The sequence below is a fragment of the Bradyrhizobium sp. 482_C4_N1_8 genome (assembly GCF_052075965.1).
In the GTDB taxonomy this organism is placed as follows: Bacteria; Pseudomonadota; Alphaproteobacteria; order Rhizobiales; family Xanthobacteraceae; genus Bradyrhizobium; species Bradyrhizobium barranii.
Map to the genome: position 1 here is coordinate 4,560,104 of NZ_CP197231.1, position 26,607 is coordinate 4,586,710.

The window sequence follows — 26,607 nt, forward strand, 5'->3', positions numbered from 1 at the left end:
CTTGCGGAATGATCGAACGACAGCCATGTTCGATTCGTCGAGTTGGGCCGACGACTTGGCCTCCGACTTGGCCTCGCCGCTGATAGCGTGCCTGACTAATGACCTGATTCGTGTGACCCGCGACTGGTTTACCGGCCGCGGGTTTTTTGTACCGCAAAGCGGGGCTGCCCGCCCATTGGAACTTCTGAGGTCGCGAGCGTGTCTATCAATATCGATTCAGGCCAGGAACACGGTGACGAACACGACGACGTCATGTATCCGCAGGTCCTGCCGTTCATATTGGTCCACGCGGGATGCTTCGCGGCGATCTGGTCGGGCGTCTCGTGGCAAGCCGTTACCATTTGCGCGGTTCTGTACTGGTTGCGCATGTTTGCGATCACCGCCGGCTATCACCGGTATTTCTCGCATCGGGCTTACGCGACCAGCCGGGTGTTTCAGTTCATCCTGGCCTTCCTGGCCCAGAGCAGCGCTCAGAAAAGCGTCCTCTGGTGGGCTGCCAAACATCGCCATCATCATCTTCACTCGGATACGGCGCAGGATGTGCATTCGCCCCGGCACAAGGGCTTCCTCTACAGTCATCTCGGCTGGATCTTCTACCGGCAGCACGATGCAACCGACCTGGTGAAAGTATCGGATCTGGCGTCGTATCCCGAATTGATGTGGCTGCACAAACTGGAACTTCTGCCGGCGTTCGTGCTCGCGGGCCTCTGCTTCCTCATTGCGGGGTGGTCAGGGCTCGTGGTCGGCTTCCTCTGGAGCACGGTGCTCGTGTATCACGGCACGTTCTGCATCAACTCCCTTGCACATGTTCACGGCCGCAGGCGGTATGTGACCGGCGACGATTCCCGCAACAACTGGCTGCTCGCGCTCGTCACGATGGGTGAGGGGTGGCACAACAATCACCACGCCTATCAGGCCAGTGCTCGACAGGGCTTCCACTGGTACGAGATTGATCTCACCTATTATATCCTGGTGGCCTTGTCCTGGCTCGGGATTGTCCGGGATCTGAAGATGCCGCCCAAGCAGGTCCTGCGCAATGAGCATCGGTTGGGATCACGCGCGATCAAGCAAGCGGCCGAGCAGCTCGCCGCTCGCTTCAATCCTGAACACATCGCACAGGCGATCAAGACGTCGATCCATGAGACCGAATTGTCGGTCCGGGACGCGATCATTCTGTTGCAGCAGCGTGCCGATTTGCGTCTGTCCAGCATGCCGACTCGCGACCAGTTGCTGGCCGAAGCGCAGCGCATGTTCGCAAAGACGATGTCGCTGGACGACATCGTCGACCGGGCCCACGAGCTCCTGAACGAGACTGTCGGCTTTCTCCTGGCCACTCCCGCTCTGGCGACCGCCCCGAAATCGGGCGCGAATGGCGGCGCTTAGCGCGACGATCCCCGTACAAGGGGCGCGCTCGTGATAGGGGATTGCTGACGCGCGACTACGACGCCGCGCGCGACGCGTCGGCTGAGAGACGCCCGAGCAGCGACCGCGCCGTATCCGACGGCGACAGCGAGTCCACGCTGACGACGGGATCGCTGCGCATCTCGTGCTTGCCATTGGAGGTGTGCCGCATCACCGCCGACAGGCGGCGGGCGATCATGTGGGCGGTGCGGAAGTCGGTCTCCGCGAACACGACGACGACGGAGCCGTCTTTCTGCGCCACGCCAAAATCCATCTGCCGCATCAGGCGGCTCAGGATCCGCGCGGCGTCGAGCTGGGCACGGGAATTGCCGGGCTCGAAGGCGAAGCGCGCCACGGAGAGGCCGCCGCCGCGGGCAAGAGCCTGCTCGACCGCCTTGGCGAAATCGCGGGCAAAAGCTTCCACCGTGAGCAGGCCGCTGCGCGGGTCGAGCCAGCCGCCGGCATCGATCGAGCGCAGCGTGCGGCTCAGTTGCGCTTCCATCGCGTGCTGGCGGATTAGCGGCAGCGCGTTGGCGGCGACCATCGCCGGCTCGCCCGGGATCAGCTCGAGATTGGGCAGGTCGTAAGTCTGCGCGAGCTGGTGCGCGGTGACGGCCACTGGCAGGCTGCGGAATCGGGTGTCTTCCGCGAGCACCGTGAGGAAGGCGTCGGTGACGCGCGCGGTAAAACCTTCGGCGAGCACGACGCCATCGATATCGCGGGTGTTGAGATGCTTGGCCGCGGCCTCGATCGAGAGCGCGCCGACGACCCCGACGCGTTCGCCGAACGCGACGGAGAGCGCAGGATAAGCTGCGCCGCGGCCGATCAGGAGCACCGTTGCATCGCGTGCCGGATCCCCCTCCGGCAAACCGACTTTCGCGTCCGGCAGCCGGCGCAGAACCGTCGCATGGAGAGTCCGTACGCGCAGCGCCGCGCGGAGCCGCGCGACGAGGCGGTCGGAATTGCCGCCGCGCGAGGAGAAGGGCAGGGCGTTCTGCGGCAGCGTGCCCGCAGCATCGAGCGCCACGAACGGCAGGTAGGGCGATTGGTCCGCGATCTTCCTGGCGAGCGTCGCCAGATGGGGCTCGTGCCCGACATGCATCGCGGCGAGAACCGCGGACGGCTGCACCTGCTCGACCGCGCGCGCCGCGCTGGCCCAGTCGGTGTCGACGACGGGAAACAGACGGGCCTCGTCCAGTGCCGCAATGAAAGGCGGCCGCTGGGCGTTGGACACAAACAGGATCGGGCCCGCCTGGGACATCGCAAACTCTGATCACGCAACAGATGCTGCGCAATCTAGTCCGGTTGCCTTAATGCAGCGTCAATGGATGGGTCGAAACTGGGCTTAAACCGGCCCGGAGCGGTCGCGAAAAGCCTCGACCATCAGGGGGTTAAGCCCGAGTTCATTGAGCGCTTCGCGGGCGCGGGCATTGTCTTGCGCCCGTCCTGCGAGCCGGTGACCCGAGAGCCGGTCGGGCAGTGCGGTGAGCAGGGCGCCCTGGCCGAGCCGGCGCGCCCATTCCTGGAGGTCGTTGGACAGGAAGCGGTAGCCGCCGACGGCCATGATGCCGGAGGGCGGTGCGGTGATGCAGATCGCGCCGCTCGGACGGTCGAGCCGCGCGGCATAGCCGGTGTCGACATAATCGCGCGGCGGCTGCGCCGTCAGCGTGTCGCCGACCGGCTGCGGCGGCGCGTAGGCCGCGATCGGCACCATCGCTCCGCGCAGGCCGAGCGTGCCCCTGGGCGTCAGCAGGATCTCGCCGGCGATGGAGGAACCGGACTGCTCGCGCGGGGCGCCGTGCGGTCCGGGCATCACCGCAACAGGCATGCCGTCCTCGCCGCGGCGGGCGCCGAACAGCCCGGCCTCGCCGAACAGATAGACGTCGGTCAGCGGTGCATGCGGCGCGATCCAGGCATCGCTCGCCGCCACCTGCTCGGGCGCGCGCCAGAGGCCGATGACGTTGCGCAAGCTCGGCATCCGCGCCGCGAGATCGGCATCGCCGAGCCGCAGCGCGAGCTGCGCGGGGGCGATCAGCACCTCGCATTCGTGCGCGTTGATTTGCTGTTCCAGCACGTCATTCTCGAAGGGATGATGCAGCGCCAGCGTGCCGCCGCAGAGCAGCCACACCGCGAGCGAGGAGGCGAGGCCCGCGAACGACATCGGCGTGAACGCTGCCATCACGGTCGCGCCCTGCTTGATGTCGGCTTCCAGCGACATCGCGAGCCCGCCGGCGATCAGGCTGAAATGCGGCCGCGGCACCGGGCGAAAGCCTTCCGCGGTGACGTCGAAGGAGATCATCGCCGCCTTGCGGCCGTCCTGGATCACGGCGCGCGTGGTGCCCGGCGGGCGGGCCAGCACGTCGTCGAGCGAGGCCATGCCCTCGGGCAGGTCGGCGCCGAAACCGCAGACGTAGCGGATCGAGAAGGCCTCCGCGGCGGCGTGCATTGCGAGGTCGGAATAGCTGACGCCGTCGACCTTGCTCATGGTGACGATGGCGCGCGCGGCGGTGCGGTTCAGCGCGGCGGTCAGTTCCGCATGGCGCCAGAGCAGCGGCAGCACGGCGACGACGAGCCCGGCGCGATGCGCGGCGAGCACTGTCAGCACGAACTCGACCGTAGCAGGCAGCTGGATCGCGATGACGGAATTGGCCGGCAGGCCCGATTCGACGAAATGCGCCGACAGGGCCTCGATGGTGGTGTCGGCCTCGGCATAGGTCATCCGCCGCGGCTGGTGGCCGGTCACGCGGGCCTTGTTGAGGGGATCGAGCAGAGCGGGCGCGTGCGGTTGCCGCATCAGCGTGCGCTGAAACAGCGTGTCGAGCGTCGGCGATACGGCTGGCTGATTCACGGCGTCACTTCGCTTGCGGCTGCCCCTTCGACCACCAGGTCTCCGGCAGGTATCCGGACAGCGCGGTGGCCTTTGGCCGTTCTATCCGATTCCAGCGCGCGATCCATTGCTCGGATACGTTAAACAGGGGGATTGTATAGAAACCGGAGATCAAGGCGCGGTCGAGCGCCCGCACCGCCGAGACGAAGGCCGTGTGATCACGGGCCTCGAGGAGGGCGTCGATCATGGCGTCGACGGCGGGATCTTTGGCGCCCATGTAGTTGCGGGTGCCCGGATTGTCGGCGGCCGCACTCCCCCAATAGAAATACTGCTCGTTGCCGGGCGACAGCGACTGGTCCCAGCGGTTCTGGATCATGTGGAACTCGTAGCCGAGCCGGCGCTGGTCGAACTGCACGGGATCGACCGCGCGAACGCTCGGCTCGATGCCGGCGCGCTTGAGGTCGCGCTGGAACGCGAGCGCGATGCGCTCCTGGTCGCGGGTCGTCACCAGCATCTCGAAGGTGAAGGGGGCCTTTGTCGCGCGGTTACGCAGCACGGTGCCGTCGAGATCGTAGCCGGCGTCCGACAGGAGCTTGAGTGCCGCGCGCAGCGTCGTCCGGTCGCGCCCCGAGCCGTCGGTGACGGGCAGGCGGTAGCTGCCGTCCATGACGTCGGGCGGGATCTGCGCGGCGAAGGGCTTCAGCAGCTCGCGTTCGCGCGCGTCCGCAGGCCGGCCATAGGCCGACAGGTCGGAGCCGGCGAAATAGCCGGCAACGCGCGAATAGAGTCCGAAGAAGTAGTTGCGGTTGACCAGCTCGAAATCGAACAGCAGCGTCAGTGCCCGGCGCACGCGGATGTCGGCGAAGATCGGACGGCGCGTGTTGAACACCAGGAATTCGGAAGGCTGCGGCACGCCGGGCTTGATGGTGTCGCGGATCACTTCGCCGCTTTTGGCGGCTGGAAAGTCGTAACCGTCGTGCCAGCGCAGCGGCTCGTGCTCGACGCGGAAATCATAGAGGCCGCGCTTGAAGGCTTCGAACTGGCCGTTGGCCTCGCGAAAATAGTCGAGCCTGATCTCGTCGAAATTGTAGAGCCCGCGATTGATGGGCAGGTCGCGGCCCCAATAGTCGGGATTGCGGGTCAAGGTCACGCTGGCGCCGGGCTTTACCGCCATGATCCGATACGGGCCCGAGCCGATCGGGCCGGTCAGCGTCGTCTCCTCAAAGGTCGCGACATCCACTGCATGCTTCGCCAGGATCGGCATCAGGCCGAGGATCAGCGGCAATTCCCGGTCGTTGGCGCCAGCCAGGTCGAAGCGGACGGTGAGAGGGTCGGGCGCCTCGGCCTTGGCGACCTTGGCGTAATATTGCCGATGGTTGGGGCGGCCGTGATCGCGCAGCAGCTGCCAGGAGAACAGCACATCCTCCGCCAGGACCGGCTTGCCGTCGGAGAAGCGGGCGCGGGGATCGAGGCGGAACGTGACAAAGCTCCGCGCGTCATCGGTCTCGACCGATCTGGCGAGCAGGCCGTAGAGCGTGAACGGCTCGTCATTGCCGCGTGCGAGCAGGCTCTCGACCACGTAGTTCCGCACCGGCTGCACGGCCAATCCCCTGACGATGAAGGGATTGAGGCTGTCGAAGGTGCCGAGAATGCCCCAGGTGAGCCGGCCGCCCTTGGGGGCATCAGGGTTGGCGTAGGGCATGTGGGTGAAATCGGCCGGCATCGCCGGCTTGCCGTGCATCGCGATGGCATGGGCTTCCCCAGCCCGTGCGCCGCTTGCGGAGAGCGCGGAGGCGACGACGAAGGCAAGAAGACAGAGGCGGGTGTCAAGGCCCTCACGAAGGCCCTCGAGAAGGCGCTGGAACATGGACATCGGCACACGTTGATTCGAGGACCTGCGGGCCTGAATCCTATCACAAGGAATTTCACGGATCGCAGGCCAGGGAGCGGTTCAAGGCGTGGTCAAAGACGCTTGTCGGCATTGATCTTTTCGTCGGCCACGTTAAGAAGGCACGCAATCGCGCAAGAGCGTCGAGCCCGTCACTTATCCGCCTCAATTGACGGGGAGAGAGCCGCGCCCAACGCGGCCAGGTTCGTCGCTTCGGAGCGGTTCGGGCACTTCCCGTTCAGAAAGGGTTTTCCGCAATGAATTTCCGTTACTTGGCCGCGTCCGTCCGGCCGCGCGGGCGACTTCTCGCCTTGTTGACGGCGACGGCATTGGCCGTTCCGTTTGCCGCTGAGGCCCAGACCCCGGCGCCGGCCCCCGGTGCCCCCGCCGCGCCCAAGGCGGCCCCGAAAGCCGCTCCGAAGGCTGCCCCCAAGGCTCCGGCGCCGGCTGCCCAGGCTCCCGCCCAGCCGGCTCCCGCGCAGGGCGCTCCGGCGCAGCAGGGCGCCGCGGCCCAGCCGGCCGATCAGCAGATCCAGCTGATCTACGCCCCCTGGACCAAGTTCTGCCTCAAGGGCCAGGACGCCAACGCCAAGCAGGTCTGCTTCACCGGCAAGGACGGCCGCATCGAGTCGGGCCAGCCGGTCATCGCGGCCGTGATCATCGAGCCCGAAGGTGAGCCCAAGAAGATCCTGCGCGTGACGCTGCCGCTCGGCATGCAGCTCGTGCACGGCACCCGCATCATCGTGGACAACAATGCGCCGTTGCAGAGCCCCTACGTGATCTGCTTCCAGAATGGCTGCATGTCCGACTACGAGGCCACGCCCGAGCTCATCGGCAACATGAAGAAGGGCCAGAACCTCGTTGTCCAGGCGATCAATGCCAACGGTGCGCCCTTGACGCTGCCGCTGCCGCTCGCTGGCGAATTCCAGAAGGCCTATGACGGTCCGCCGACTGATCCGAAGGTGTTCGAGGAAACCCAGAAGAAGCTTCAGGAAGAGCTTCAGAAGAAGGCCGACGAGCAGCGCAAGAAGCTCGAGCAGAACGGTGGCGCGCCCGGCGCGGCTCCGACCGGTCAGAAGTAAGCGGGCTAAAATCCCGGACATGAAAAAGGCGCTCGGTTCGAGCGCCTTTTTTGCTGGCCGCTTGATGGCGGCAAAACTCACTTCAAGCGCGGTCGGCTCAGTTCAGCGACGGATTGCGCGGGCGATAGCCGCCGGTTTTGTCCTTGATGAAGATCTCGGCGACCTGGGAATGGCGGATCGGCTCGCCGGAATCGTCAGGCACCAGATTCTGCTCGGAGACATAGGCGACGTATTCCGACTCCGCGTTCTCCGCGAGCAGGTGGTAGAACGGCTGGTCCTTGTGAGGCCGCACCTCTTCGGGAATCGACAGCCACCACTCCTCGGTGTTGTTGAATTCCGGATCGATGTCGAAAATCACCCCCCGGAACGAGAAGATCCGGTGGCGAACGACCTGTCCGATCTGGAATTTGGCGGTCCTCGCTTTAATCATTCCCCGTCGATAGACCAGGATTGTGGCCGATGCTAGTGCCCTGACCTGGAATTGACCTTCGACTAAGGGGTGGATAGCCCCCAAATCTTCAGAAAACACTTCATCAATGATCGATATCCTCAATCTGGCGCTACCTTATTTCGGCTTGATCTTTGTTGGATTCGCTTGCGGCAAGGCCAAGTCCCTGCCGGAATCAGGCCTCGCCTGGATGAACTTCTTCCTGCTCTACGTGTCGCTGCCGGCGCTGCTGTTTGCGATCATGTCGAAGACGCCGTTTGCGGAATTGAACAACCCGCCGTTCCTGGTCGCGACCACGCTGTCCACGGTTGCGGCGTTCACCCTGGCGCTGGTCGTCGGCAAGGTTTTGGGACGGCTGACGCTGCGCGAGGCGACGCTTGCGGGCCTCTCCGGCGGCTATGGCAATATCGGCTACATGGGGCCGGGGCTGGCGCTCGCCGTGCTTGGGCCGAAGGCCTCGGCGCCGACCGCGCTGATCTTCTGCTGCGACAGCATCTTCCTGTTCACGATCGTGCCGCTGCTGATCGAGCTCTCCGACCGCGACCATCCCTCGCTGGTCCATGCCTTCGGCGTCGTGCTGAAACAGATCGTGCTCAACCCGCTGATCATGTCGGCCTGCTTTGGCGCGGCCGTGGCGGCGCTTCATATCGAGCTACCGGTCGCACTCGATCGCACCATCACGTTCCTTCAGAACGCAGCCGCACCGACCGCGCTGTTCGTGCTCGGCGTGACCGTGGCGCTCCGCCCGTTCAACCGGGTGCCGTGGGAGGTGCCGGGCGTGATCGCAGTGAAGCTCTTGATTCACCCGCTCGCCGCGTTCGGCCTGATGCTGGCGTTCGGACCGTTCGCGCAGCCCTGGGCCGCGACCGCCGTGCTGATGGCCTCGCTGCCGCCGGCGCTCAACGTGTTCGTGATCGCGCGGCAGAACGACGCGTGGATCGAATCCGCCTCTGTCGCGGTGCTGCTCGGGACCTTCGCGTCGGTGGTCACGCTGACCGGCGTGATGTGGGCGATCCAGACCGGCCGGCTGGCGTTTCCGTAAGCGAGCCTACCGCCGCCACGTCGGGGTCAGGCCCTCGCGCATGGCGAAGCGCCGCAGCGGGCCGATGGCGCCGAGCAGGTGCATGCCGACCGCGCGGACCGGCTGGAGCGGCAGGAAATCGTTGAGCAGGGAGCGGTTGGCGATGTCGATCGCAAACGTGCGGCTCAGAATGTCCGGACGCCGCGCCCGGTCGTAGCGCTTGAGCACGTCGGGTGCGCCGGGATCCTGGCCCGCGGCGATGGCTTCGCCCGCGAGCCTGGCGATGTCAGCGGCATCGCGCAGACCAAGGTTGAGGCCCTGGGCGCCGATCGGCGGGACCACATGGGCGGCTTCGCCGACCAGCGCGATGCGGTCGCGCCCGAAGGATTTTGGACGTTCGATCGTCAGCGGGAATAGGTTGCGGCCCGGCTCGACAGTCATGCGTCCCAAAATGGAATGCGACTGCTTCTCGATCGCGGCGGACAGCTCCGCGTCGCTCAATCCGCGAAGCCGCTCGGCCTCGGCGGGGGCCGAGACCCAGACGATGCTGGAGCGGTCGCCGGGCAGGGGCACGAACACGCAAGGGCCATGCGGCGTGTGGAACTCGGTCGAGACGTTGCGATGCGGGCGCGCGTGGCCGACGTTGAAGGTCAGCGCGGTCTGCGTCAGGTCGCGTCGCGTCACCGCGATGCCGGCGGCTTCCCGGCACAGCGAGTGCCGGCCGTCGGCGCCGACCACGAGCTGGGCCGTGAGGAATTGAGCGGACGCCGTGCGGATCGCGACGTCGTCGGCTTCGATGACGACGCTTTCGGCCTCGTCATCGCAACGGACGAGGTTAGGCAACTCGGCCGCGCGTTCTTCCATCGCCAGCATCAGCGAGCGGTTGTCGATATTGTAGCCGAAGGCGTCGAGCGCGATTTCGTGGCAGGAGAACCGGACCTCCGGCGCCCGGAACAGCCGGCCGGTGTCGTCGACGAGGCGCATGATTTCGAGCGCGGCCGCCTTGCCCTTGCAGCGCGGCCAGACGTCGAGGCTCTCCAGGAGATCGATGGAGGCGCCGAGCAGGGCGGTGGTGCGGTTGTCGGCGTAGGGCATGCGCCGCGCCACCAGCGCGGTCCGCGCGCCGGCCTGCGCCAGTGCGATGGCGGCCGCCAGTCCCGCCGGTCCGCCGCCGATCACGGCCGCGTCATGGAGTGTCGATGCATCTGTCATGGAACGACAATTGACATGCTGCGCGGCAAATTCAAGCCCGGCTATATTTCCTTGATTTTGTGGCGAATTGTGCGACCGCGCGCCGCAATGGCGGATGTGCAAACCGGTCCCATTCTGATAGCAGAAGCCATGGATACCCAAGAGGATTCCCTGAAGCCGAGACCGGCGATCCGCGCCGCGGCCTTCTCGGTGCACATCTTCACCGCATTCGGCGCGGCCATCGCGCTGCTGGCGATGCTGGAGGCCGTGCGCGAGCATTGGGCGGCGATGTTTCAGTGGCTGGGCGTTGCCCTGATCATCGATGCGATCGACGGGCCGATCGCCCGCCTGCTGAAGGTCAAGGATGTGCAGCCGAACTGGTCGGGAGACGTGCTCGATCTCGTGGTCGACTTCGTCACCTATGTGTTCGTGCCGGCCTATGCGATCGTGGCGAGCGGGCTGTTGCTGCCGGTGGCCGCGCCGCTGCTCGGCATCGCCATCATCGTCACCAGCGCGTTATATTTCGCCGATCTGCGCATGAAGGCGGACGACAATCATTTCCGCGGCTTTCCGGCGCTGTGGAATGCGGCGGCGTTCTATCTGTTCCTGCTGCACTGGCCGCCGCTAGTATCGACGCTGCTGGTCGCGGCGCTTGTCGTGCTGACCTTCGTGCCGTTCCACGTGCTGCATCCGGTGCGGGTGGTTCGGCTGCGCTGGCTGACGATGTCGCTGATCGCGATCTGGGCCGTGCTCGGCCTCTATGTGCTGGAGATGGATTTTCGCGTCGGCACCGGCGTGACAATCGTGCTCTGCGCCATCGCGCTCTGGATCAGCTTCAGCGACGCCTTGATCCGCCTGGCAAGATCCTTCGCATGATGCACCTCCTCACTAGTCCTGAAGCCTGGGCCGCGCTGCTCACCTTGACCGCGCTCGAGATCGTGCTCGGCATCGACAACGTCATCTTCCTGTCGGTGATCGTCTCGCGCATCCCCGAGAAGCAGGCCCACCGCGCCCGCCAGATCGGGCTCGCGCTGGCGCTGATCTTCCGCATCATCCTGCTCAGCCTGCTGGTCTGGCTGATCGGCCTGACCGCGCCGGTGTTTTCATTTTCAGGTTACGGCTTCTCCTGGCGCGATCTCATCCTGATCGGCGGCGGCCTGTTCCTGATCGCCAAGGCGACGCATGAGATCCACGCCGAGGTCGAAGCCGATGACGGCGGGGGTGACCGGGAGTCCGGCGGCAGCGCGTTCTTCTGGGTGATCGTCCAGATCATCGTCATCGACATCGTGTTCTCGCTGGACTCGATCATCACCGCGATCGGCATGGCGCAGGACATCGAGATCATGATCGCGGCGGTCGTGATCGCCTGCCTGATCATGTACATTTCGTCGGGGCCGGTGTCGCGATTCGTCGCCGAGCATCCGACCACCAAGATGCTGGCGCTGGCGTTCCTGGTGCTGATCGGCGTCGCCCTGGTCGCGGACGGATTCCAATTCCACATTCCGCGCGGCTACATCTACTTCGCAATTGCGTTCTCGGCGGCGGTGGAATTCTTCAACGTGCTGGCGAAGCGCAACCGCAGGAAAGTCCGCAAGTCGTCCGTTTAGCCGTTCCAATCTGGGTCGAGTTGACAAGGCGGGCGCGATGTCTTTCGCTCAGCGGCGAGAAGACCGAGAGGAGGTCAGGTGATGACCAAAGCCGTCCGAGTGCACAAGGTCGGAGGCCCCGAAGCCCTGGTCTATGAGAGCGTCGATGTCCCGGCGCCGGCTTCCGGCGAGGTGCGCATCCGCCAGCATGCGGTCGGGTTGAACTTCATCGACGTCTACTATCGCACCGGCCTCTACAAGGCGCCGGGGCTGCCCTTCATCGCCGGCAACGAGGCGTCGGGCGAGGTCATCGCCGTCGGGCCCGGCGTGACGCATTTCCATCCCGGCGATCGCGTGGCCTACTACCACAATCTCGGCGCCTATACCGGCGAGCGCAACATCCCCTGGGAGAAGCTGGTCAAGCTGCCCGACCACATCACGCACGAGCAGGGCGCCGTGCTGATGCTGAAGGGGCTGACGGTCTGGTATCTCCTGCACAAGACCTTCAAGGTCGAGCCGCATCATCGCGTGCTGATCCATGCCGCGGCCGGCGGCATCGGCTTGCTCGCCTGCCAATGGGCGAGGGCGCTCGGCGCCCACGTCATCGGCACCGTCGGCTCGCGCGAGAAGGCGGAGCTTGCAGAGGCAAATGGCTGCGACCACGTCATCCTCTACAACGAGGAGGATTTCGTCGCCCGCGTGAAGCAGATCAGCCGCAACGAGGGCTGCGACGTCGTCTATGACGGCGTCGGCAAGGCGACCTTCCCGGGCTCGCTGTCCTGCCTGAAGCCGCGCGGCATGTTCGTCTCGTTCGGCAATGCCTCGGGGCCCGTGCCGCCGTTCTCGATCGCCGAGCTCAACAATCACGGCTCGCTGTTTGCGACGCGGCCGAAGCTCAATGACTACGTCGGAACGCGCAAGGAGCTGCTGGAAGGCGCCGACACGCTGTTCGCCGCCGTCATCAACGGCAAGCTGCACGTGCCGATCAACCACGCCTACGCGCTCAAGGACGCCGCCAAGGCGCATATCGATCTCGAAAGCCGCAAGACCACCGGCGCGTCGATTCTGAAGCCGTAGTCTTCGTCATCCTCTGCTCCCGTGTCCCGCACGCGCCGCAGCGTGAAACGCTGCTGCGCAGGGCCGGGACCATCTCCCCGGCTGGGCCCCGGCTCTGCAGCGCACCGCCGAAGGGGCGCTGCGCTGCGTCCGGGGCACGAGACTGGCCTCACGCGACGCGTCTTGCCGCGCCGGCCCTGGTCAAAATCCCGTCGAGACAATCGATCATCTCGACGATCTCGGCCCGCGTGACGTTCAGCGCCGGCATGAAGCGCAGCGTGTCGAGCTGCGGCGCGTTCAGGAGCACGCCGGCCTCGAACGCCTGCGCGACGATGCCTGGCGCGATCGGCAGCTTGAGGTCGAGCGCGAGCAGGAGGCCGCGTCCCCGCACGCCGCCGAGGCCGTGCCGGGCCGAGACCTTCTGCAACTCGCTTTCGAGCAGCAGGCCGGTCTCGGTGACCGTCTTCAGGAAGTCGGGCTTGCTGATCTCTTCCAGCACCGCGAGCCCCGCCGCGCACATGATCGGGTTGCCGTTGAAGGTCCCGCCCTGATCGCCGTGCTCGAAGCAGGAGGCACGTTCGGTTGCGAGCAGGGCTGCGAGCGGCACGCCACCGCCGATGCCTTTGCCGAGCGTCATGATGTCGGGCGCGATGCCTGTGTGCTCGTAGTGGAAGAGTTTTCCGGTCCGGCCCATGCCGGTCTGGATCTCGTCAAAAATGAGCAGCAGGCCGTGCGCGTCGGTGAGCGCGCGCAGTTCCTTCAGGAACTGATCGGTCGCGGGCCACACGCCGGACTCGCCTTGGATCGGCTCCAGCATCACCGCGACGGTGTTGTCGTTGATCAGCTCTTCGACCGAGGCGATGTCGTTCAGCTTCGCCTTCTTGAAGCCGGCGACCTTCGGCTCGAACAGCGGCTCGAACGCCTTCTTGCCCGAGGCTGACATCGTCGCCAGCGTCCGGCCGTGGAAGCCGCCTGCGAAGCTGATGATCTCGAACGCGCCGTTCCTGTGCAGGCTGCCGTATTTACGCGCGAGCTTGATCGCGCCCTCGTTGGCTTCCGCGCCCGAGTTGGCAAAGAACACCTGGTCGAACGCGCTGTTTGCGACCAGCCGCTCGGCAAGCTTCAGGCTCGGCTCGTTGTAGAACGCCGGGCTCGGCGTCAGCAGCCGCTTGGCCTGCGCGGAAAGCGCATCGGCGATCGCGGGCGGGGAGTGACCGAGGCAGTTCACGGCCCAGCCCTGCACGAAATCGAGATAGCGCTTGCGGCTGTCGTCCCAGAGGTAGGAGCCCGCGCCGCGGACGAACACCGCCTTGGGCCGTGCGGTGATGTCCATCAGCGCGTCAAACGGATGCGTGGTCATGTCGAACTCCTCTGGAGGCGGGTGGAAATGGAGCGCAAAAAGCAGAAAGGCCGCACCTTGCGGGTGCGGCCTTTCTCGAAAACTCAGCTGAATTCAGTGGTTCAGCGGCGTCGTCGGACATGGCGCACCCTCTCGTCGTCGCGGAAGCGACGGCGGAGCATTTCGGTGCGCTGATGGGTCCGAGCGTTGATCATGGGGCGGGTCCCTACAGCCGAAGGGCAGGGCTTGTCAAGCGGGCGTTTTGAAGAACACCCGTCCGGCGTGCATCGGCGAGATGGGAGCACGTCACTGAACGCAGTAGCGCGCAAAACTGTCCGCGATGCCGGCGTTGATTGCCTTGGCGGCCGCGATGTCTTGCTCAGCGCCTTCGCTGTCGCCCTTCTTTCGCTTCGCCAGTCCGCGGCCGTAGAGGGAGCCGTCGAGCTCAGGCTTTGCGCTGAGCGCCGCGTCGTAATCCGCAATCGCCGCGTCGAGATTGCCGAGCTTCAGATACGTGAGGGCGCGGCTGTCCAGCGTATAGGGGTCGTTGGGAGCCATCCGCAGCGACTGCTCGCAATCGGCCAGCGCCTCCTGCAGGCGGCCAAGGATCGCACGCGTCATGCAACGCGAATTGAACACGCCCGGATAGCTCGCATTGGCCTTGATCGAGCGATCGTAATCCTCCAGCGCCTGCGCATAGTCGTGGGTGTCGAAATACATGTTCGCGCGCGCAAAGAAATCGCGATCGTTGTTCGGACTGAGCTGAAGCGATTTTGCGAAGTCGGCCAGCGCACGCGCACGGTCGCCGCGGTCGCGGAAGACTCGTGCGCGGTTGCCGTAGGCCTGGCCGTAATTCGGGTCGAGCTTGATCGAGAGATCGAAATCCGCCAGTGCGCGAGCGTCGTCGCCATGGTTGCGATAGGCAGTGCCGCGATTGAAATAGGCCAGCGCAAATTTAGGGTCGAGCTTGATGGCCTGATCGTAGTCGGCCATCGCATGCTCGTAGTCGTTCTTGTGGATGTGGGAATTGCCGCGGTTGTTGTAGTAGAGCGCGTCGCGGGAATTCAGCCGAATCGCGCGCGTGTAGTCGGCAATGGCGTGGTCGGTGTCGCCGAGATCGTCATGGGCGATGCCGCGATTGTACCAGAGGTCGGCGTCTTTCGGATCGAGATCGATGGCACGGTTGAAGTCCGCCAGGGCACGCTCCGTGTCGCCTTTTCGCCGAAACATCTCGCCGCGATTGGCCAGCGCCCGCACATTCGAGGGATCGGCCTTGAGCACGGCCGAGCAGCCGGCGATGCGCTGGTCCTCGCGGTCCCCGTCGTCGTCGCTATAGCACCATTGGCGTGCCTGCGCGGCTGACGGCGATCGCGCGGTGGCGGGGGCGGACAGGGCGAACACGGCCATTGCGATGCCGATCGCAGACAGCTTGAAGAGAATCCTTGACGTTTCAGTGTGTTTCATTGTTTTCCACATCGAAACCATTGCGCCTCTAGCGCGTTTGTGATCGAAGGACGCGACTTGGTTCGAACCGAATGCATCACGGGTCAGACCAAGAAGGCGGGACCAACCAGATAGTTTGAAGACCTTGTCCGATACGCCTTACCCGATCGACCTCGACAGCATTCGCGGCGCGTTTCCGCCGGGCATCGAGGCGCCATCCCTGCTGGTCGACTTTGCCGATTGGCTGAACGGGCGCCCCTGGGGCAGCGTCGGCCGTTTCTCCCTGCAAGGCCAGTTCTCCGATCAGGCGCCGATCTTCGACGGCAGTCCCTTGCGCGACAGGTTTTCACTGTTCATGCGGCTGCCGGATGGCTCGGCCGTCGGCGGCTGGTATGGCGCGGGTCTTGATCGCGACAATCCGCCGATCGTGGGGCTGGGCTCCGAGGGCGATTACGAGCTGCTCGCGCCGAGCCTCGACGGCTTGCTGGCGAAGCTGACGTCGCAGCAATTTGACAAGGCCTGGAGCGATCTCAAGCCGCATGACGAGGTCGAGTGCCAGACCGACGAGCTCGCGAAATGGCTTGCCGGGCAGCCGATCGGCGACAAGGCGGCATGTGACGACGGCGCCGCGGAGCTTCCCGATTTCCGCGGCTTCGTGGAAAAATGGAGCCGGGATCGCGAAGACTATTGGGCCAATCATCGCTTGATGGCCGAGCTCGGCTGGCGGCTCGCCGCGCATCTGCCCAAGGGCAAGAAGCCCTGGGACAAGACCCGCTTCGAGGTCGCGATCGTCGGCAAGCAGTACGAGGCCCGCGTCCTGACCCTCGGCCCGCAGCCGTTCGAGGAGGCCGCCTCGATCGAATCGCTGCTGCGCGATCTGCGCGAGGAGATGCGCAAGGCACAGCCCGAACTCGGGCTGTGGCACGCGATGAAATTCGGCCTCTATGTCGACGGCCGCGTCATGCCGAACTTCGAATACGATGTGCGTCCGATCATCGGCGGCGAGCCGGCGCAGCTCTCCGAAGCAAAGGCCGATCTCGCGCGCGCCCCGCGCCCGGAGCGGTGGGTGCCGAAATGGCTGGCGTGACGGAACACCGTCAGAATCCCGTCACGGAGCCGTGCAATCAGGTTGCTGATTGAATTAGCTTCTCGTCGGGGTAGTTCGCTGATGCGCGGCCTTTGTCACCGGTTGATTGTCGCGATCCTGCTGATGTCAGCGGCCTCGGCCGCGGACGCGCAAACCGAGCTCGTGGAAAGCGCCGTTGCCGACCTTCCGATCGTGCTGGCCACCGATCCCGCGCTCACGCGGCCCCACGTGATCACACCGGACGAAAAGAAAAACAGCGATGAGGCCGATGCTGGCGGCGTTATTCTCACCTACGTTTTTGAAACGAAGCTTCGCCTTCGGTCGGAGAGGTACTTCCTGGTTGTCTGCAGCTCCGGCGGTAGTGCCGACTACAATTGCGTATTTAACCTGATTGGAGGCGCGGGCGATCTCTATCAAGACCAGATCGAAGGCCTCCGATTCGAGATACCCGGCGACGGTTGCGTCTACGCCTCCGGTCACGTCAATACGATGTTCGACCATCGACGCAAGTACTGCCTTGACGACGACCGGTTGAAGGAGGTTAACCAGCCGTTTCATTACGTCGGCCTCAAGTCAAAGACGCTGCATGACTTGACGTTCTATTTCGATAAGGCTGCGACGAATGCGGTCGGCACCATTCCGAAGGGTGAGTTCGTTGAGGTGCTCGTCGCAAGCGACCGACGTGAGGAGGACTCGTCCGAGCGCTACCATTTCCTCGTTCGGAACAAGAATGGACTGACTGGTTGGGTCAGTCTGGCCGGAGGTCAGCAAGCGGAAGACATCGAGGGAATCTTTTTTGCCGGCGACTAGTCGCGTCGAACCGGTATTCTTCTGCTGTCGTGCCATCTTGACCTCGCGGGAACGGCACCTTCGATCCCCCTTGCGATCCCCCTTGACTTAGAGTGCGCTCGAAGGGGTATCTGTACGTGCGTCAGTACGAGAACGGGCAAACATGAAGATCGGCGACCTCGCAAAACGAACCGGCTTGTCGACGCACACGTTGCGTTATTATGAGCGCGTCGGGCTGCTGCCATACGCAGACCGGGATCGTTCCGGCCAGCGTTACTTTGACGCATCGATCCTCACATGGATCGCATTCCTCGGTCGGCTCAAGACCACGGGAATGCCGATCCGGGACATGTTGCGTTATGCGGCGCTTCGTGATGAAGGCGATGCCACCGGGCCAGCCCGGCGGCAGATGCTGGAAATTCACCGGGAACAGGTTCGCACGCAGATTGCCGAACTCCAGGAATGCCTGCTCGTCCTTGATACCAAGATCTCCGGTTATGCCGGCGATGAACAGAGGACGAAGGAAAATGACGCACGCCCAAACACAAGCCGAAAGCCGCTTCGATCGCGGCCAGCGGGCCCTGTCACGCATTGACGGCCGAGCCGGCGAAAAGGTCGTCGCCTCACTCGCCGACATCGCTCCGGATTTCGCACGATACGTGATCGAGTTTCCTTTCGGCGACATTTACAGCCGCCCGGACCTCGGCCTGCGCGATCGAGAGATCGCGACGATCGCCGCGCTGACGGCGCTCGGAAATGCCGCGCCTCAGCTCAAAGTGCATATCGAGGCGGGTCTGAACGTCGGGCTGTCTCGCGACGAAATCGTGGAGATCATCATGCAGATGGCCGTCTATGCGGGCTTCCCGGCGGCGGTGAACGGGCTGTTCGCAGCCAAGGAGGTGTTTTCCGCGCATGACGGACGGCAGGCATCGGGAGAAGCGACATGACGAACTTCGAATACGTTGTGCGCCCGACCATCGACGGCGAGCCCGCCAAGCTGACCGAAGCCCAGGCCGATCTCGCCCGCGCCCGACGCCCGGAGCGCTGGGTGCCGAAATGGCTGGTTTGACGGAGCTGTAGCCCAGCGACGGTCTGCTCCCTGCAAGCTTGAGGCACAGAGGCTTCCACAGCGTCATGGCCGGGCTTGTCCCGGCCATCCACGCATTGCCCAGTGGCACGAAGAACGTGGATGCCCGGGACAAGCCCGGGCATGACGACCTTCTTCATATCCGGTTGCAGCGACCCGCAAGAGAGGTGACGCGATCGTTGGCGCCGTCAGAACCCCGCGACGCTGCCGTGCAGGTCGTATTGGTCGGCGCGCTCGATCTTTGCGGTGACGATCTCGCCGACGCGCAACGGGCGGCGGCTGGAGAGATAGACCGCTCCGTCAATCTCGGGCGCGTCGGCCTTGGAGCGGCCTTTTGAAACCGTCGGGCCGACCTCGTCGATGATGATCTGCTGGCGCGTGCCGACCTTGCGCTTCAGCCGGCGCGCGGAGATCTTCTGCTGGCGGGCCATCAGCGCGTTGTAGCGCTCCTGCTTGATCTCTTCGGGCACGGGGTTCTCGATCGCATTCGACGTCGCACCGGCAACCGGCTCGTATTTGAAGCAGCCGAGGCGATCGATCTCGGCCTCATCCAGCCAGTCGAGCAGATAGGCGAAATCGGCATCGGTCTCACCGGGGAAGCCGACGATGAAGGTCGAACGCAAAGCGAGATCGGGACATTCCTCGCGCCAGCGCTTGATCCGCGCCAGCGTCTTGTCCTGTGCTGCGGGGCGCTTCATCGCCTTCAGCACCTCGGGGCTTGCATGTTGGAACGGGATGTCGAGATAGGGCAGCACCTTGCCCTCGTTCATCAGCGCGATGACTTCGTCGACATGAGGGTAGGGGTAGACATATTGCAGCCGGACCCACGCGCCGAGTTCGCCGAGCTCGCGCGCGAGGTCGAGGAATTTGGCGCGGACCTGGCGATCCCTCCACGGGCTCTCGGCGTATTTGAGATCGACGCCGTAGGCCGAGGTGTCCTGCGAGATCACCAGCAGCTCCTTGACGCCGGCACCGACGAGGCGCTCGGCCTCGCGCAGCACGTCATTGGCCGGACGCGAGACGAGATCGCCGCGCAGCTTCGGGATGATGCAGAAGGTGCAGCGGTTGTTGCAGCCCTCGGAGATCTTCAGATAGGCATAGTGGCGCGGCGTCAGCTTGATGCCCTGCGGCGGCACCAGATCGAGATGCGGATTGTGGGCGGGCGGCAGCGCGCGATGCACGGCGTCCAGCACGCTCTCATATTGCTGCGGGCCGGTGATGGAGAGCACGCCGGGATAGGCTTGCTCGATCTGCTCGGGTTCCGCGCCCATGCAACCGGTCACGATCACTTTGCCGTTCTCGGCCATGGCCTCGCCGATCGCCGAAAGCGATTCCTGCTTGGCACTGTCGAGGAAGCCGCACGTATTGACGATGACGATGTCAGCCCCGTCATGCTTGCGGGCGAGCTCGTAGCCCTCGGCGCGCAGGCGCGTGATGATGCGCTCGGAATCCACCAATGCTTTGGGACACCCGAGCGACACGAAGCTGACCTTGGGCGCAGCCGTCTGATCCATATCCAAATCTGCCTGATTGACAGGCCTGAGCTAGTCCCAATTGCCCATAATTACAACCCTTTGCATCGCCCTCCGGCATGCTATGGATGAATCGCTTGACGTGAGTGGGACATGAGCGCCGAACAGTCGCCTAAAATCGTGATTGTCGACGAAAGCCCGATCCGGGCTGCGATCCTCGAGGAGGGGTTGCGCGAGGCCGGATTCACGCAGATTGTCCATATCCGCGAGATGCAGAGCCTGCTTGCCCGTATTTATGCGGTGGACCCTGATATCATCCTGATCGATCTGGAGAACCCCAGTCGCGACGTGCTGGAGGCGATGTTCCAGGTCAGCCGCGCCGTGAAGCGGCCGATCGCCATGTTCGTGGACCAGAGTGATTCATCCTCGATCCAGGCCTCTGTGGAAGCGGGGGTCTCCGCCTACATCGTCGACGGGCTGAAGAAGGAGCGCATCAAGCCGATCCTCGACCTCTGCGTGTCCCGCTTCAACGCCTTCGCAAAACTCCAGGAGGAGCTGGAGCGCACCAAGTCGCAGCTCGAGGACCGCAAGATCATCGAGAAGGCGAAGGGAATTTTGATGAAGGTCAAGGGCCTCACCGAGGACGAGGCCTACGTGCTGCTGCGCTCCACGGCGATGCGCGAGAAGAAGAAAATCGGCGAGATCGCGCAGTCGATCATCACCGCGTCGGAGATGCTGAAATGACCGGTCCCCTCCGCATCGGGTTCATCCCGCTGGTCGACGCCGCCGCCCTGATCGTCGCCGTCGACAAGGGCTTTGCCGCCGCCGAAGGGCTCGAGGTCGAGCTGGTGCGCGAGGTCTCCTGGTCCAACGTGCGCGACAAGCTCAATATCGGCCTGTTCGACGCCGCGCATCTGCTGGCGCCGGTGGCGATCGCGTCCTCGCTTGGGCTCGGCCACGTCAAGGTGCCGATCGCGGCGCCCTTCAACCTCGGTATCAACGGCAACGCGATCACGGTCTCGCCGGCGCTCCATGCCGCGCTGATGGAGGAGATCGACGGTGACCGCTTCGATCCGCTTGTCACGGCGAAAGCGCTGGCGAAGGTCGTCGCGAAGCGTCGCAAGCTAGGTGCCGATCCGCTGACCTTCGGCATGACCTTCCCGTTCTCGACCCACAATTACCAGCTGCGGTTCTGGATGGCGGCGGCCGGCGTCGATCCGGATGAGGATGTGCGTCTCGTGGTGCTGCCGCCGCCCTACATGGTCGATAGCCTCGCCAATGGCCATGTCGATGCGTTCTGCGTCGGCGCGCCCTGGAACTCGGTCGCGGTCGATCTCGGCATCGGTCACATCCTGCATTTCGTCTCCGACATTCTCGTGCGCGCGGCTGAGAAGGTGCTGGCGGTTCGCCAGGTCTGGGCCGACAAGCATCCGGATGTGGTGGCAGCGCTGGTGCGCGCGGCCGTGAAGGGCGCCGAGTTCATCGAGAACCCCGCGAACCTGTCTGAGGCGGCGCGGATCCTGGCGCAGCCGGAACGGATCGGCGTCGATGCCGAAGTTATCCAGCGAACCCTCACGGGGCGCCTGAAGATTTCTCCCGACGGCACCCTCCGCGAGAGCGGTCGCTATCTCCTGGTCGGACGCGAAGGGGCAGGGCGCCCCGATCCGGTTCAGGCGGCCTGGCTCTATGCGCAGATGGTGCGCTGGGGGCAAACGGCGTTGACGCCTGACGGCGTCAAGACGGCGATGGCCGTGTTCAGGCCCGACCTCTACGACGCAGCCCTCGGTCAGCAATCGCCCGCTGAAGCCCCCGCGGCGTTCGGGGCATTTGCGGGCCCGGCCTTCGATCCCGGCAACATCCGGGGGCATCTGGAGGCCTTCGAGGTCGGACGCTGGAAGGCCTGATTCGGTCCTGCATCGTTTTTGGGCGGAAGAGATCATCGGCTAAACTTTGGGCTGCCTGCTCGAATTTCATGAGAGTTCCGGACCGCGATTTTCCGGGCTCGTCTGTATCCATCTGAAATCAAAGAAATTTTCATTTCATTGAAGCTGGCACGCAACTTGTATGTTGCAGTGCGGCCAGCTTGTCACAGACGCCTGCTGAGCCAAGTCCCGCAGCAACGAAGCTGACCGGACCGTTGGGTGCGCAGCCGGCTTCTTGAGCCAGCCGAGTTCCTCGCGGGTCGCGCAATTTTCCGTCGATGCCACCCGGTGGCTGCAGGAGCTTCGTTACCGACCATGAAAATCGATACGCTCTCAGTCGACTTCTCCGACGAGCAGAAACGCTATCTCGAAGGCTTCACGACCGGTTTGCAGATCAGCCGGGTCGGTCGCGGTCTCGGCGGCAGCGCCAGCAAGGCCAATACCGAGGCCACGGGCCCCGACGCCGTCCACATCAAGGCGCAGGACAAGGTCATCGCAGCTGGCAAGAAGCTCGCCGACCAGGAGAAGTTCAAGCGCGACGAGCATCCCTTCGATGCCTATCCGCGACTGCGGCAGCAGGCGCTCGACAACGCGCCGCCGAGCCCGGCGGACAATTTCCGCTGGCGCTATTACGGCATCTTCTACGTCGCGCCGACGCAGGACTCCTACATGTGCCGGCTGCGCATCCCGAACGGCATCATGAAGCACTGGCAGCTGTCCGGCCTTGCCGATCTCGCCGACGATCTCTGCGGCCCGTACAGTCACGTCACGACGCGGGCCAATCTCCAGCTCCGCGAGATCCCGCCGAAGAACGCGATCAAGCTGATCGAGGGCATCCAGGACCTCGGCCTGTCCTCGCGCGGCTCTGGCGCCGACAACATCCGCAACGTGACGGGGACGCCGACGGCCGGCATCGACCCGCAGGAACTGATCGACACGCGCCCCTATGCGCGTGAGTGGCACTACCACATCCTCAACGACCGCTCGCTCTACGGGCTGCCGCGCAAGTTCAACGTCGCCTTCGACGGCGCCGGCAGGATCGCGGTGCTGGAGGAAACCAACGACATCGCCTTCACCGCGTTCGAGGTGAAGGACGGTTTTGGCGTCGAGCCCGGTGTCTGGTTCCGCCTCGGCCTCGGCGGCATCACCGGCCACAAGGACTTTGCAAAATACTCCAGCATCATCGTCAAGCCGGAGCAGGCCACCGCCGTCGCCGACGCCATCGTGCGCGTGTTCATCGATCACGGTGACCGCACCAACCGCAACAAGGCGCGTTTGAAATACGTGCTCGATGCCATGGGCCACGACGGTTTCCTTAAACTCGTCGAGGAGCGGCTGAAGACGCCGTTCACGCGCGTGCCGGAAGAGGCGTTTGCGCCGCGGCCAGCCGCGGACCGCATGGCGCATATCGGCGTGCACAAGCAGAAGCAGGACGGCTTGAACTGGATCGGCGTCTCGCTGACGCTCGGCAAGATCAGCTGCGATCAGATGCGGGGTTTGGCCAAAGTGGCGCAGGACCTCGGCGACGGCGAGATCCGCCTGACCGTCTGGCAGAACCTGCTGATATCGGGCGTGCGCGACGAGAATGTCGAGCTCGCCATTGCAGCGATCAAGCAGATCGGGCTCGCGGTCGAGGCCTCGCACATCCGCGCCGGCCTGATCGCCTGCACCGGCAGTGCCGGCTGCCGTTTCGCGGCTTCCAATACCAAGCGCAATGCCGCCGAGATCGGCGACTGGTGCGAGCCGCGCGTCGCCATGGACAAGCCGGTCAACATCCACGTCACCGGCTGCCATCATTCCTGCGCGCAGCATTACATCAGCGACATCGGCCTGATCGGAGCGCGCGTGCCGATCAACGACGAAGACACGGTGGACGGCTATCACCTCTTCACCGGCGGCGGGTTCGGTCCCGATGCGGATGTCGGGCAGGAGGTTTATCACGACCTCAAGGCCGAGGACGCGCCGAAGACGGTCGAGGGACTGCTCAAGGCCTATATCGCCCACCGCTCGTCGCCCGACGAGACCTTCCTGTCCTTTGCGCGCCGCCATGACGGCGAAACGCTGCGTAAGCTTGCCGATGCACAGGTGTCCGCATGAACCAGATCACGCCTCCGCCGAAACTCGACATCATTCCCGCCAGCGCCCCGTTCTCCGACGCGCAGCGCTCCTGGCTCAACGGCTTCTTCGCCGGGCTGTTGTCGCCTGATGTGGCCACGCCGCTGTCGGCGGAGCAGGGCGCAGCCGTCATGCAAGCCGGCGACGGCGACGACGGTGAAGCGCCGTGGCACGACCAGACCATGCCGATTGCGGACCGGATGAAGCTCGCCGAAGGCCGTCCCGTGCGCCGCAAGATGATGGCCGCGATGGCGCAGCAGGATTGCGGGCAGTGCGGCTACAATTGTCACGACTATTCGGAGGCGATCGCCACCCGTAGCGAAGCACGGCTCAATCTCTGCGTCCCCGGCGGCAAGGAAACCGCGCGGATGCTGAAGTCGCTGTACGAGGAGCTGGACAAGGCGCCGGCGGCCAAGGCGGCCGACAAGGTGGATGCGGTGGCGGCGCCGGCCGTGACGGTGACGATCGCCGAGCCCGGCCGCTCGCGCGACAATCCGATCGCGGCGACATTCCTGTCGCGGCGCCTGCTCAACAAGGGGAAGTCGGAGAAAGAGACCTATCACGTCGAGTTCGATCTCGCCGAGAGCAAGCTCGACTATGTCGTCGGCGATAGTTTTGGCGTGTTCGCACGCAACGAGGTCGGCCTCGTCGATCAGATCATCGCGCTGCTGGGCGCCTCCCACACCACCAAGGTCAACGGCAAGACGTTGCGCGAGGTGCTGATCGACGACGTCTCGCTGTCGCCGGCGCCCGACACGCTGTTCGAGCTGATCTCCTTCATCACCGGCGGCGCGCAGCGCGAGAAGGCGCGGGCGCTGGCACAGGGCGAGGATCCCGATGGCGACGCCGCCACGCTCGACGTCATGGCGGCGCTCCAGAAGTTTTCGGGCACGCGGCCGCATCCCGAAGCCTTCGTCGAGGCGCTGGAGCCGCTCCAGCCGCGGCTCTACTCGATCTCGTCCTCGCACAATGCGACGCCGGGAAAACTGTCGCTGACGGTAGACTCCGTGCGTTACGTCATCGGCAAGCGCAAGCGGATCGGCGTGGCCTCGACCTTCCTCGGCGAACGCATCGCCGAGGGCGAGAAGCTCAAGGTCTATGTGCAGAAGGCGCATGGTTTCGGCCTGCCGCAGGATCCGAAGACACCTGTCATCATGATCGGCCCCGGCACCGGCATCGCGCCGTTCCGCGCCTTCCTGCTCGACCGCAAGGCAACCGGCGCGCCCGGCAAGAACTGGCTGTTCTTCGGCCACCAGCGCAGCGATTGCGATTTCTTCTACCAGGAAGAGCTCAACGCGATGAAGACCTCGGGGCTGCTGACGCGCATGTCGCTGGCCTGGTCGCGCGACGGCGAGAAGAAGTTCTACGTGCAGGATCGCATGCGTGAGGTCGGCCGCGAGGTGTGGACCTGGCTCGCCGAAGGCGCGCATCTCTACATCTGCGGCGATGCCAAGCGCATGGCCAAGGACGTCGAGCGCGCACTGGTCGACATCGTCGCGCAGTTCGGGGCGCGTTCGACGGATGAGGCCGTCAGTTTTGTCGCCGAGCTCAAGAAGACGGGCCGCTTCCAGGCTGACGTCTACTAAGGCGCGAGCCGATCAGCGCAAATCGTCCCGGCGGCGCAACCGCCGGGCGTCGCGCCGCTGGGCCGTTTCTACTGTGCATGGGGTTGTTTTCGAGAATTTTGTTTGGAAGGGGGTCTGAATGCCTCCGCCCGGCTGTCATCCCAGCGTCATCCGGGCCGGTTCCAGCTGGCTCGGATCTTAACGAATAAGATTCTCGGAACCCTTGGGTGCAGAGAATTTGCACCTGCGACGGGGCGCCTTCAGAGAACCTCCATCGCTATTTTCTCCGCCATCTTGCCTCCCGCCAGGGTTGATCCTTCATACTCCCACAAATGGGGCGTTGGAGATCGACCATGCGCGAACTATCGGCGGAAGCCAGGCTGCACTTCTACGCGCGCTCAATCTCGCGTCGGACCGGGGCGAGCATGCACCACGTTGGGCTCTACAGCGCCTTCGCGGTCATCGCGGCCATCGTGTTCGGCACGCTCTCGGTGCACCCGTTCTGATTACGCCCCGCGCTTGAACGGCGCGACCTCGATCCCCGCATCCTTCAACGCCTGACGCAGCGTGCGCGCGATCTCGACGGCGCCGTGCGTGTCACCGTGAATGCACACCGTGTCCGTGCGCATCTTGATCACCTTGCCCGTCACCGAAACCACTGCGCCATCCTGCACCATGCGCACCACGCGATCGGCGATTGCCTTGGCATCGTGTAGCACCGCGCCGGGCTTCTTGCGCGAGACGAGGTTGCCGTCGTCCTCATAGGCGCGGTCAGCAAATACCTCGTGCACCATCGGCAGATTGGCGTCTTCGCCGGCCTTCACCAGTTTTGAGTTGGCGAGCACGACGAAGATGAGATTGGGATCGACCGCCCTGATGCCGGCGGCGATCGCCTTGGCCGTCATGTCGTCCTCGCAGGCGACGTTGGAGAGCGCGCCATGCGCCTTCACATGCGTGACCTTGTGGCCGGCTGCGGTCGCGATCGCCTGCAACGCGCCGATCTGGTAGGCGACGAGGTTCTCGATCTCGGAGGCCTTCAGGCCCGCGATCGGATGGCGGCCGAAACCGTGCAGGTCGCGGTAGCCGGGATGGGCGCCGACCGAGACGCCGCGCGCCTTCGCCAGCTCGACCGTCCGGCGCATGATGTCGGGGTCGCCGGCATGGAAGCCGCAGGCGACGTTGACCGAGCTGGCAAGGTCGATCATCGCGGCGTCGTTGCCCATCTCCCACGCGCCAAAACCTTCGCCGAGGTCGCAATTGAGATCGATCGTCTTCATGGGGTGCTCTC

24 protein-coding genes and 1 pseudogene are annotated in these 26,607 nt (G+C 64.7%); 16 read left to right on the plus strand and 9 right to left on the minus strand.

Annotated elements, in window-relative coordinates:
* Positions 1–252 precede the first annotated feature (252 nt).
* Complete coding sequence (locus AB7Z56_RS21805; RefSeq protein ID WP_354123826.1) at positions 253–1,383, plus strand: acyl-CoA desaturase; 1,131 nt, start codon at positions 253–255, stop codon at positions 1,381–1,383.
* Positions 1,384–1,438: 55 nt separating this feature from the next.
* On the opposite strand, the gene AB7Z56_RS21810 is transcribed toward AB7Z56_RS21805, so the two are convergent.
* The 3 genes from AB7Z56_RS21810 to AB7Z56_RS21820 all read right to left on the minus strand — a co-directional run bounded on the left by AB7Z56_RS21810 (position 1,439) and on the right by AB7Z56_RS21820 (position 6,101).
* A complete protein-coding gene (locus AB7Z56_RS21810; protein ID WP_354233586.1) occupies positions 1,439–2,662 on the minus strand; it encodes a GGDEF domain-containing protein in 1,224 nt (407 codons plus the stop codon).
* Positions 2,663–2,746: 84 nt separating this feature from the next.
* Positions 2,747–4,249: a class I adenylate-forming enzyme family protein gene (locus tag AB7Z56_RS21815; RefSeq protein ID WP_354123779.1), complete on the minus strand. Its 1,503-nt coding sequence runs from the start codon at positions 4,247–4,249 to the stop codon at positions 2,747–2,749.
* Positions 4,250–4,253: 4 nt separating this feature from the next.
* Positions 4,254–6,101, minus strand: a complete 1,848-nt coding sequence (locus AB7Z56_RS21820; RefSeq protein WP_354123780.1) for an extracellular solute-binding protein — start codon at positions 6,099–6,101, stop codon at positions 4,254–4,256.
* Positions 6,102–6,373: 272 nt separating this feature from the next.
* Here AB7Z56_RS21820 and AB7Z56_RS21825 point away from each other — a divergent pair, with 272 nt between their 5' ends.
* Positions 6,374–7,198: an invasion associated locus B family protein gene (locus tag AB7Z56_RS21825; protein ID WP_063983219.1), complete on the plus strand. Its 825-nt coding sequence runs from the start codon at positions 6,374–6,376 to the stop codon at positions 7,196–7,198.
* 97 nt (positions 7,199–7,295) lie between these two features.
* Here the strand turns inward: AB7Z56_RS21825 and hspQ are convergent, their stop codons facing one another.
* On the minus strand, positions 7,296–7,628 hold the full coding sequence (gene hspQ, locus AB7Z56_RS21830; RefSeq protein WP_014495177.1) for a heat shock protein HspQ: 333 nt from the start codon (positions 7,626–7,628) through the stop codon (positions 7,296–7,298).
* Between the two features lie 106 nt (positions 7,629–7,734).
* Here hspQ and AB7Z56_RS21835 point away from each other — a divergent pair, with 106 nt between their 5' ends.
* Positions 7,735–8,688 (plus strand): AEC family transporter, encoded by a 954-nt coding sequence (locus AB7Z56_RS21835; protein WP_354123781.1) that lies wholly within the window; start codon positions 7,735–7,737, stop codon positions 8,686–8,688.
* A gap of 6 nt (positions 8,689–8,694) precedes the next feature.
* Here the strand turns inward: AB7Z56_RS21835 and AB7Z56_RS21840 are convergent, their stop codons facing one another.
* Positions 8,695–9,879 (minus strand): UbiH/UbiF family hydroxylase, encoded by a 1,185-nt coding sequence (locus AB7Z56_RS21840; protein ID WP_283016530.1) that lies wholly within the window; start codon positions 9,877–9,879, stop codon positions 8,695–8,697.
* A gap of 87 nt (positions 9,880–9,966) precedes the next feature.
* Here AB7Z56_RS21840 and pcsA point away from each other — a divergent pair, with 87 nt between their 5' ends.
* The 3 genes from pcsA (at position 9,967) to AB7Z56_RS21855 (ending at position 12,521) form a co-directional block, all read left to right on the plus strand.
* Positions 9,967–10,734 (plus strand): phosphatidylcholine synthase, encoded by a 768-nt coding sequence (pcsA, locus tag AB7Z56_RS21845; protein ID WP_283016529.1) that lies wholly within the window; start codon positions 9,967–9,969, stop codon positions 10,732–10,734.
* Positions 10,731–11,465 (plus strand): TerC family protein, encoded by a 735-nt coding sequence (locus tag AB7Z56_RS21850; protein WP_071913788.1) that lies wholly within the window; start codon positions 10,731–10,733, stop codon positions 11,463–11,465. The genes pcsA and AB7Z56_RS21850 overlap by 4 nt, the downstream gene beginning before the upstream one ends.
* A gap of 81 nt (positions 11,466–11,546) precedes the next feature.
* Positions 11,547–12,521, plus strand: a complete 975-nt coding sequence (locus tag AB7Z56_RS21855; RefSeq protein ID WP_014495182.1) for a quinone oxidoreductase family protein — start codon at positions 11,547–11,549, stop codon at positions 12,519–12,521.
* Between the two features lie 148 nt (positions 12,522–12,669).
* On the opposite strand, the gene AB7Z56_RS21860 is transcribed toward AB7Z56_RS21855, so the two are convergent.
* Both AB7Z56_RS21860 and AB7Z56_RS21865 read right to left on the minus strand, forming a co-directional pair.
* On the minus strand, positions 12,670–13,860 hold the full coding sequence (locus tag AB7Z56_RS21860) for an acetylornithine transaminase (RefSeq protein WP_283016528.1): 1,191 nt from the start codon (positions 13,858–13,860) through the stop codon (positions 12,670–12,672).
* 285 nt (positions 13,861–14,145) lie between these two features.
* A complete protein-coding gene (locus AB7Z56_RS21865; protein ID WP_441256411.1) occupies positions 14,146–15,303 on the minus strand; it encodes a tetratricopeptide repeat protein in 1,158 nt (385 codons plus the stop codon).
* A gap of 115 nt (positions 15,304–15,418) precedes the next feature.
* On the opposite strand from AB7Z56_RS21865, the gene AB7Z56_RS21870 reads away from it, so the two are divergent.
* The 5 genes and pseudogenes from AB7Z56_RS21870 to AB7Z56_RS21890 form a co-directional block, all read left to right on the plus strand.
* Positions 15,419–16,369 (plus strand): hypothetical protein, encoded by a 951-nt coding sequence (locus tag AB7Z56_RS21870; RefSeq protein WP_225048847.1) that lies wholly within the window; start codon positions 15,419–15,421, stop codon positions 16,367–16,369.
* Between the two features lie 42 nt (positions 16,370–16,411).
* Complete coding sequence (locus AB7Z56_RS21875) at positions 16,412–17,179, plus strand: SH3 domain-containing protein (protein WP_166096616.1); 768 nt, start codon at positions 16,412–16,414, stop codon at positions 17,177–17,179.
* Positions 17,180–17,321: 142 nt separating this feature from the next.
* On the plus strand, positions 17,322–17,753 hold the full coding sequence (locus tag AB7Z56_RS21880) for a MerR family transcriptional regulator (protein WP_283016527.1): 432 nt from the start codon (positions 17,322–17,324) through the stop codon (positions 17,751–17,753).
* A complete protein-coding gene (locus AB7Z56_RS21885; RefSeq protein ID WP_014495189.1) occupies positions 17,686–18,105 on the plus strand; it encodes a carboxymuconolactone decarboxylase family protein in 420 nt (139 codons plus the stop codon). Before AB7Z56_RS21880 ends, AB7Z56_RS21885 begins: the two co-directional genes overlap by 68 nt.
* Positions 18,102–18,227 (plus strand): annotated as a pseudogene (locus AB7Z56_RS21890) (hypothetical protein); the annotation flags it as partial. The gene AB7Z56_RS21885 and the pseudogene AB7Z56_RS21890, both read left to right, overlap by 4 nt.
* Before the next feature lie 206 nt (positions 18,228–18,433).
* Here AB7Z56_RS21890 and rimO read toward each other — a convergent pair.
* Complete coding sequence (gene rimO / locus AB7Z56_RS21895) at positions 18,434–19,759, minus strand: 30S ribosomal protein S12 methylthiotransferase RimO (RefSeq protein ID WP_283016526.1); 1,326 nt, start codon at positions 19,757–19,759, stop codon at positions 18,434–18,436.
* Positions 19,760–19,870: 111 nt separating this feature from the next.
* Here rimO and AB7Z56_RS21900 point away from each other — a divergent pair, with 111 nt between their 5' ends.
* From AB7Z56_RS21900 to AB7Z56_RS21920, 5 genes are all read left to right on the plus strand, one after another.
* Entirely contained in the window at positions 19,871–20,461 is a 591-nt protein-coding gene (locus tag AB7Z56_RS21900) for an ANTAR domain-containing response regulator (RefSeq protein ID WP_027536156.1), read from the plus strand.
* On the plus strand, positions 20,458–21,621 hold the full coding sequence (locus tag AB7Z56_RS21905; protein ID WP_166096613.1) for a CmpA/NrtA family ABC transporter substrate-binding protein: 1,164 nt from the start codon (positions 20,458–20,460) through the stop codon (positions 21,619–21,621). Before AB7Z56_RS21900 ends, AB7Z56_RS21905 begins: the two co-directional genes overlap by 4 nt.
* A 333-nt stretch (positions 21,622–21,954) precedes the next feature.
* The gene (locus tag AB7Z56_RS21910) at positions 21,955–23,736 is read left to right on the plus strand and encodes a NirA family protein (protein ID WP_283016525.1); all 1,782 of its coding nucleotides are present in this window, start codon (positions 21,955–21,957) and stop codon (positions 23,734–23,736) included.
* Positions 23,733–25,340 carry a sulfite reductase subunit alpha gene (locus AB7Z56_RS21915; RefSeq protein WP_247309962.1) on the plus strand — a complete coding sequence of 536 codons (1,608 nt, stop codon included), beginning with the start codon at positions 23,733–23,735 and terminating at the stop codon, positions 25,338–25,340. The genes AB7Z56_RS21910 and AB7Z56_RS21915 overlap by 4 nt, the downstream gene beginning before the upstream one ends.
* Positions 25,341–25,672: 332 nt before the next feature.
* On the plus strand, positions 25,673–25,825 hold the full coding sequence (locus AB7Z56_RS21920) for a hypothetical protein (protein WP_283016524.1): 153 nt from the start codon (positions 25,673–25,675) through the stop codon (positions 25,823–25,825).
* Here AB7Z56_RS21920 and AB7Z56_RS21925 read toward each other — a convergent pair whose 3' ends face one another.
* Positions 25,826–26,596 carry a LamB/YcsF family protein gene (locus tag AB7Z56_RS21925; RefSeq protein WP_039148406.1) on the minus strand — a complete coding sequence of 257 codons (771 nt, stop codon included), beginning with the start codon at positions 26,594–26,596 and terminating at the stop codon, positions 25,826–25,828. It abuts the gene before it with no gap.
* Positions 26,597–26,607: the final 11 nt, after the last annotated feature.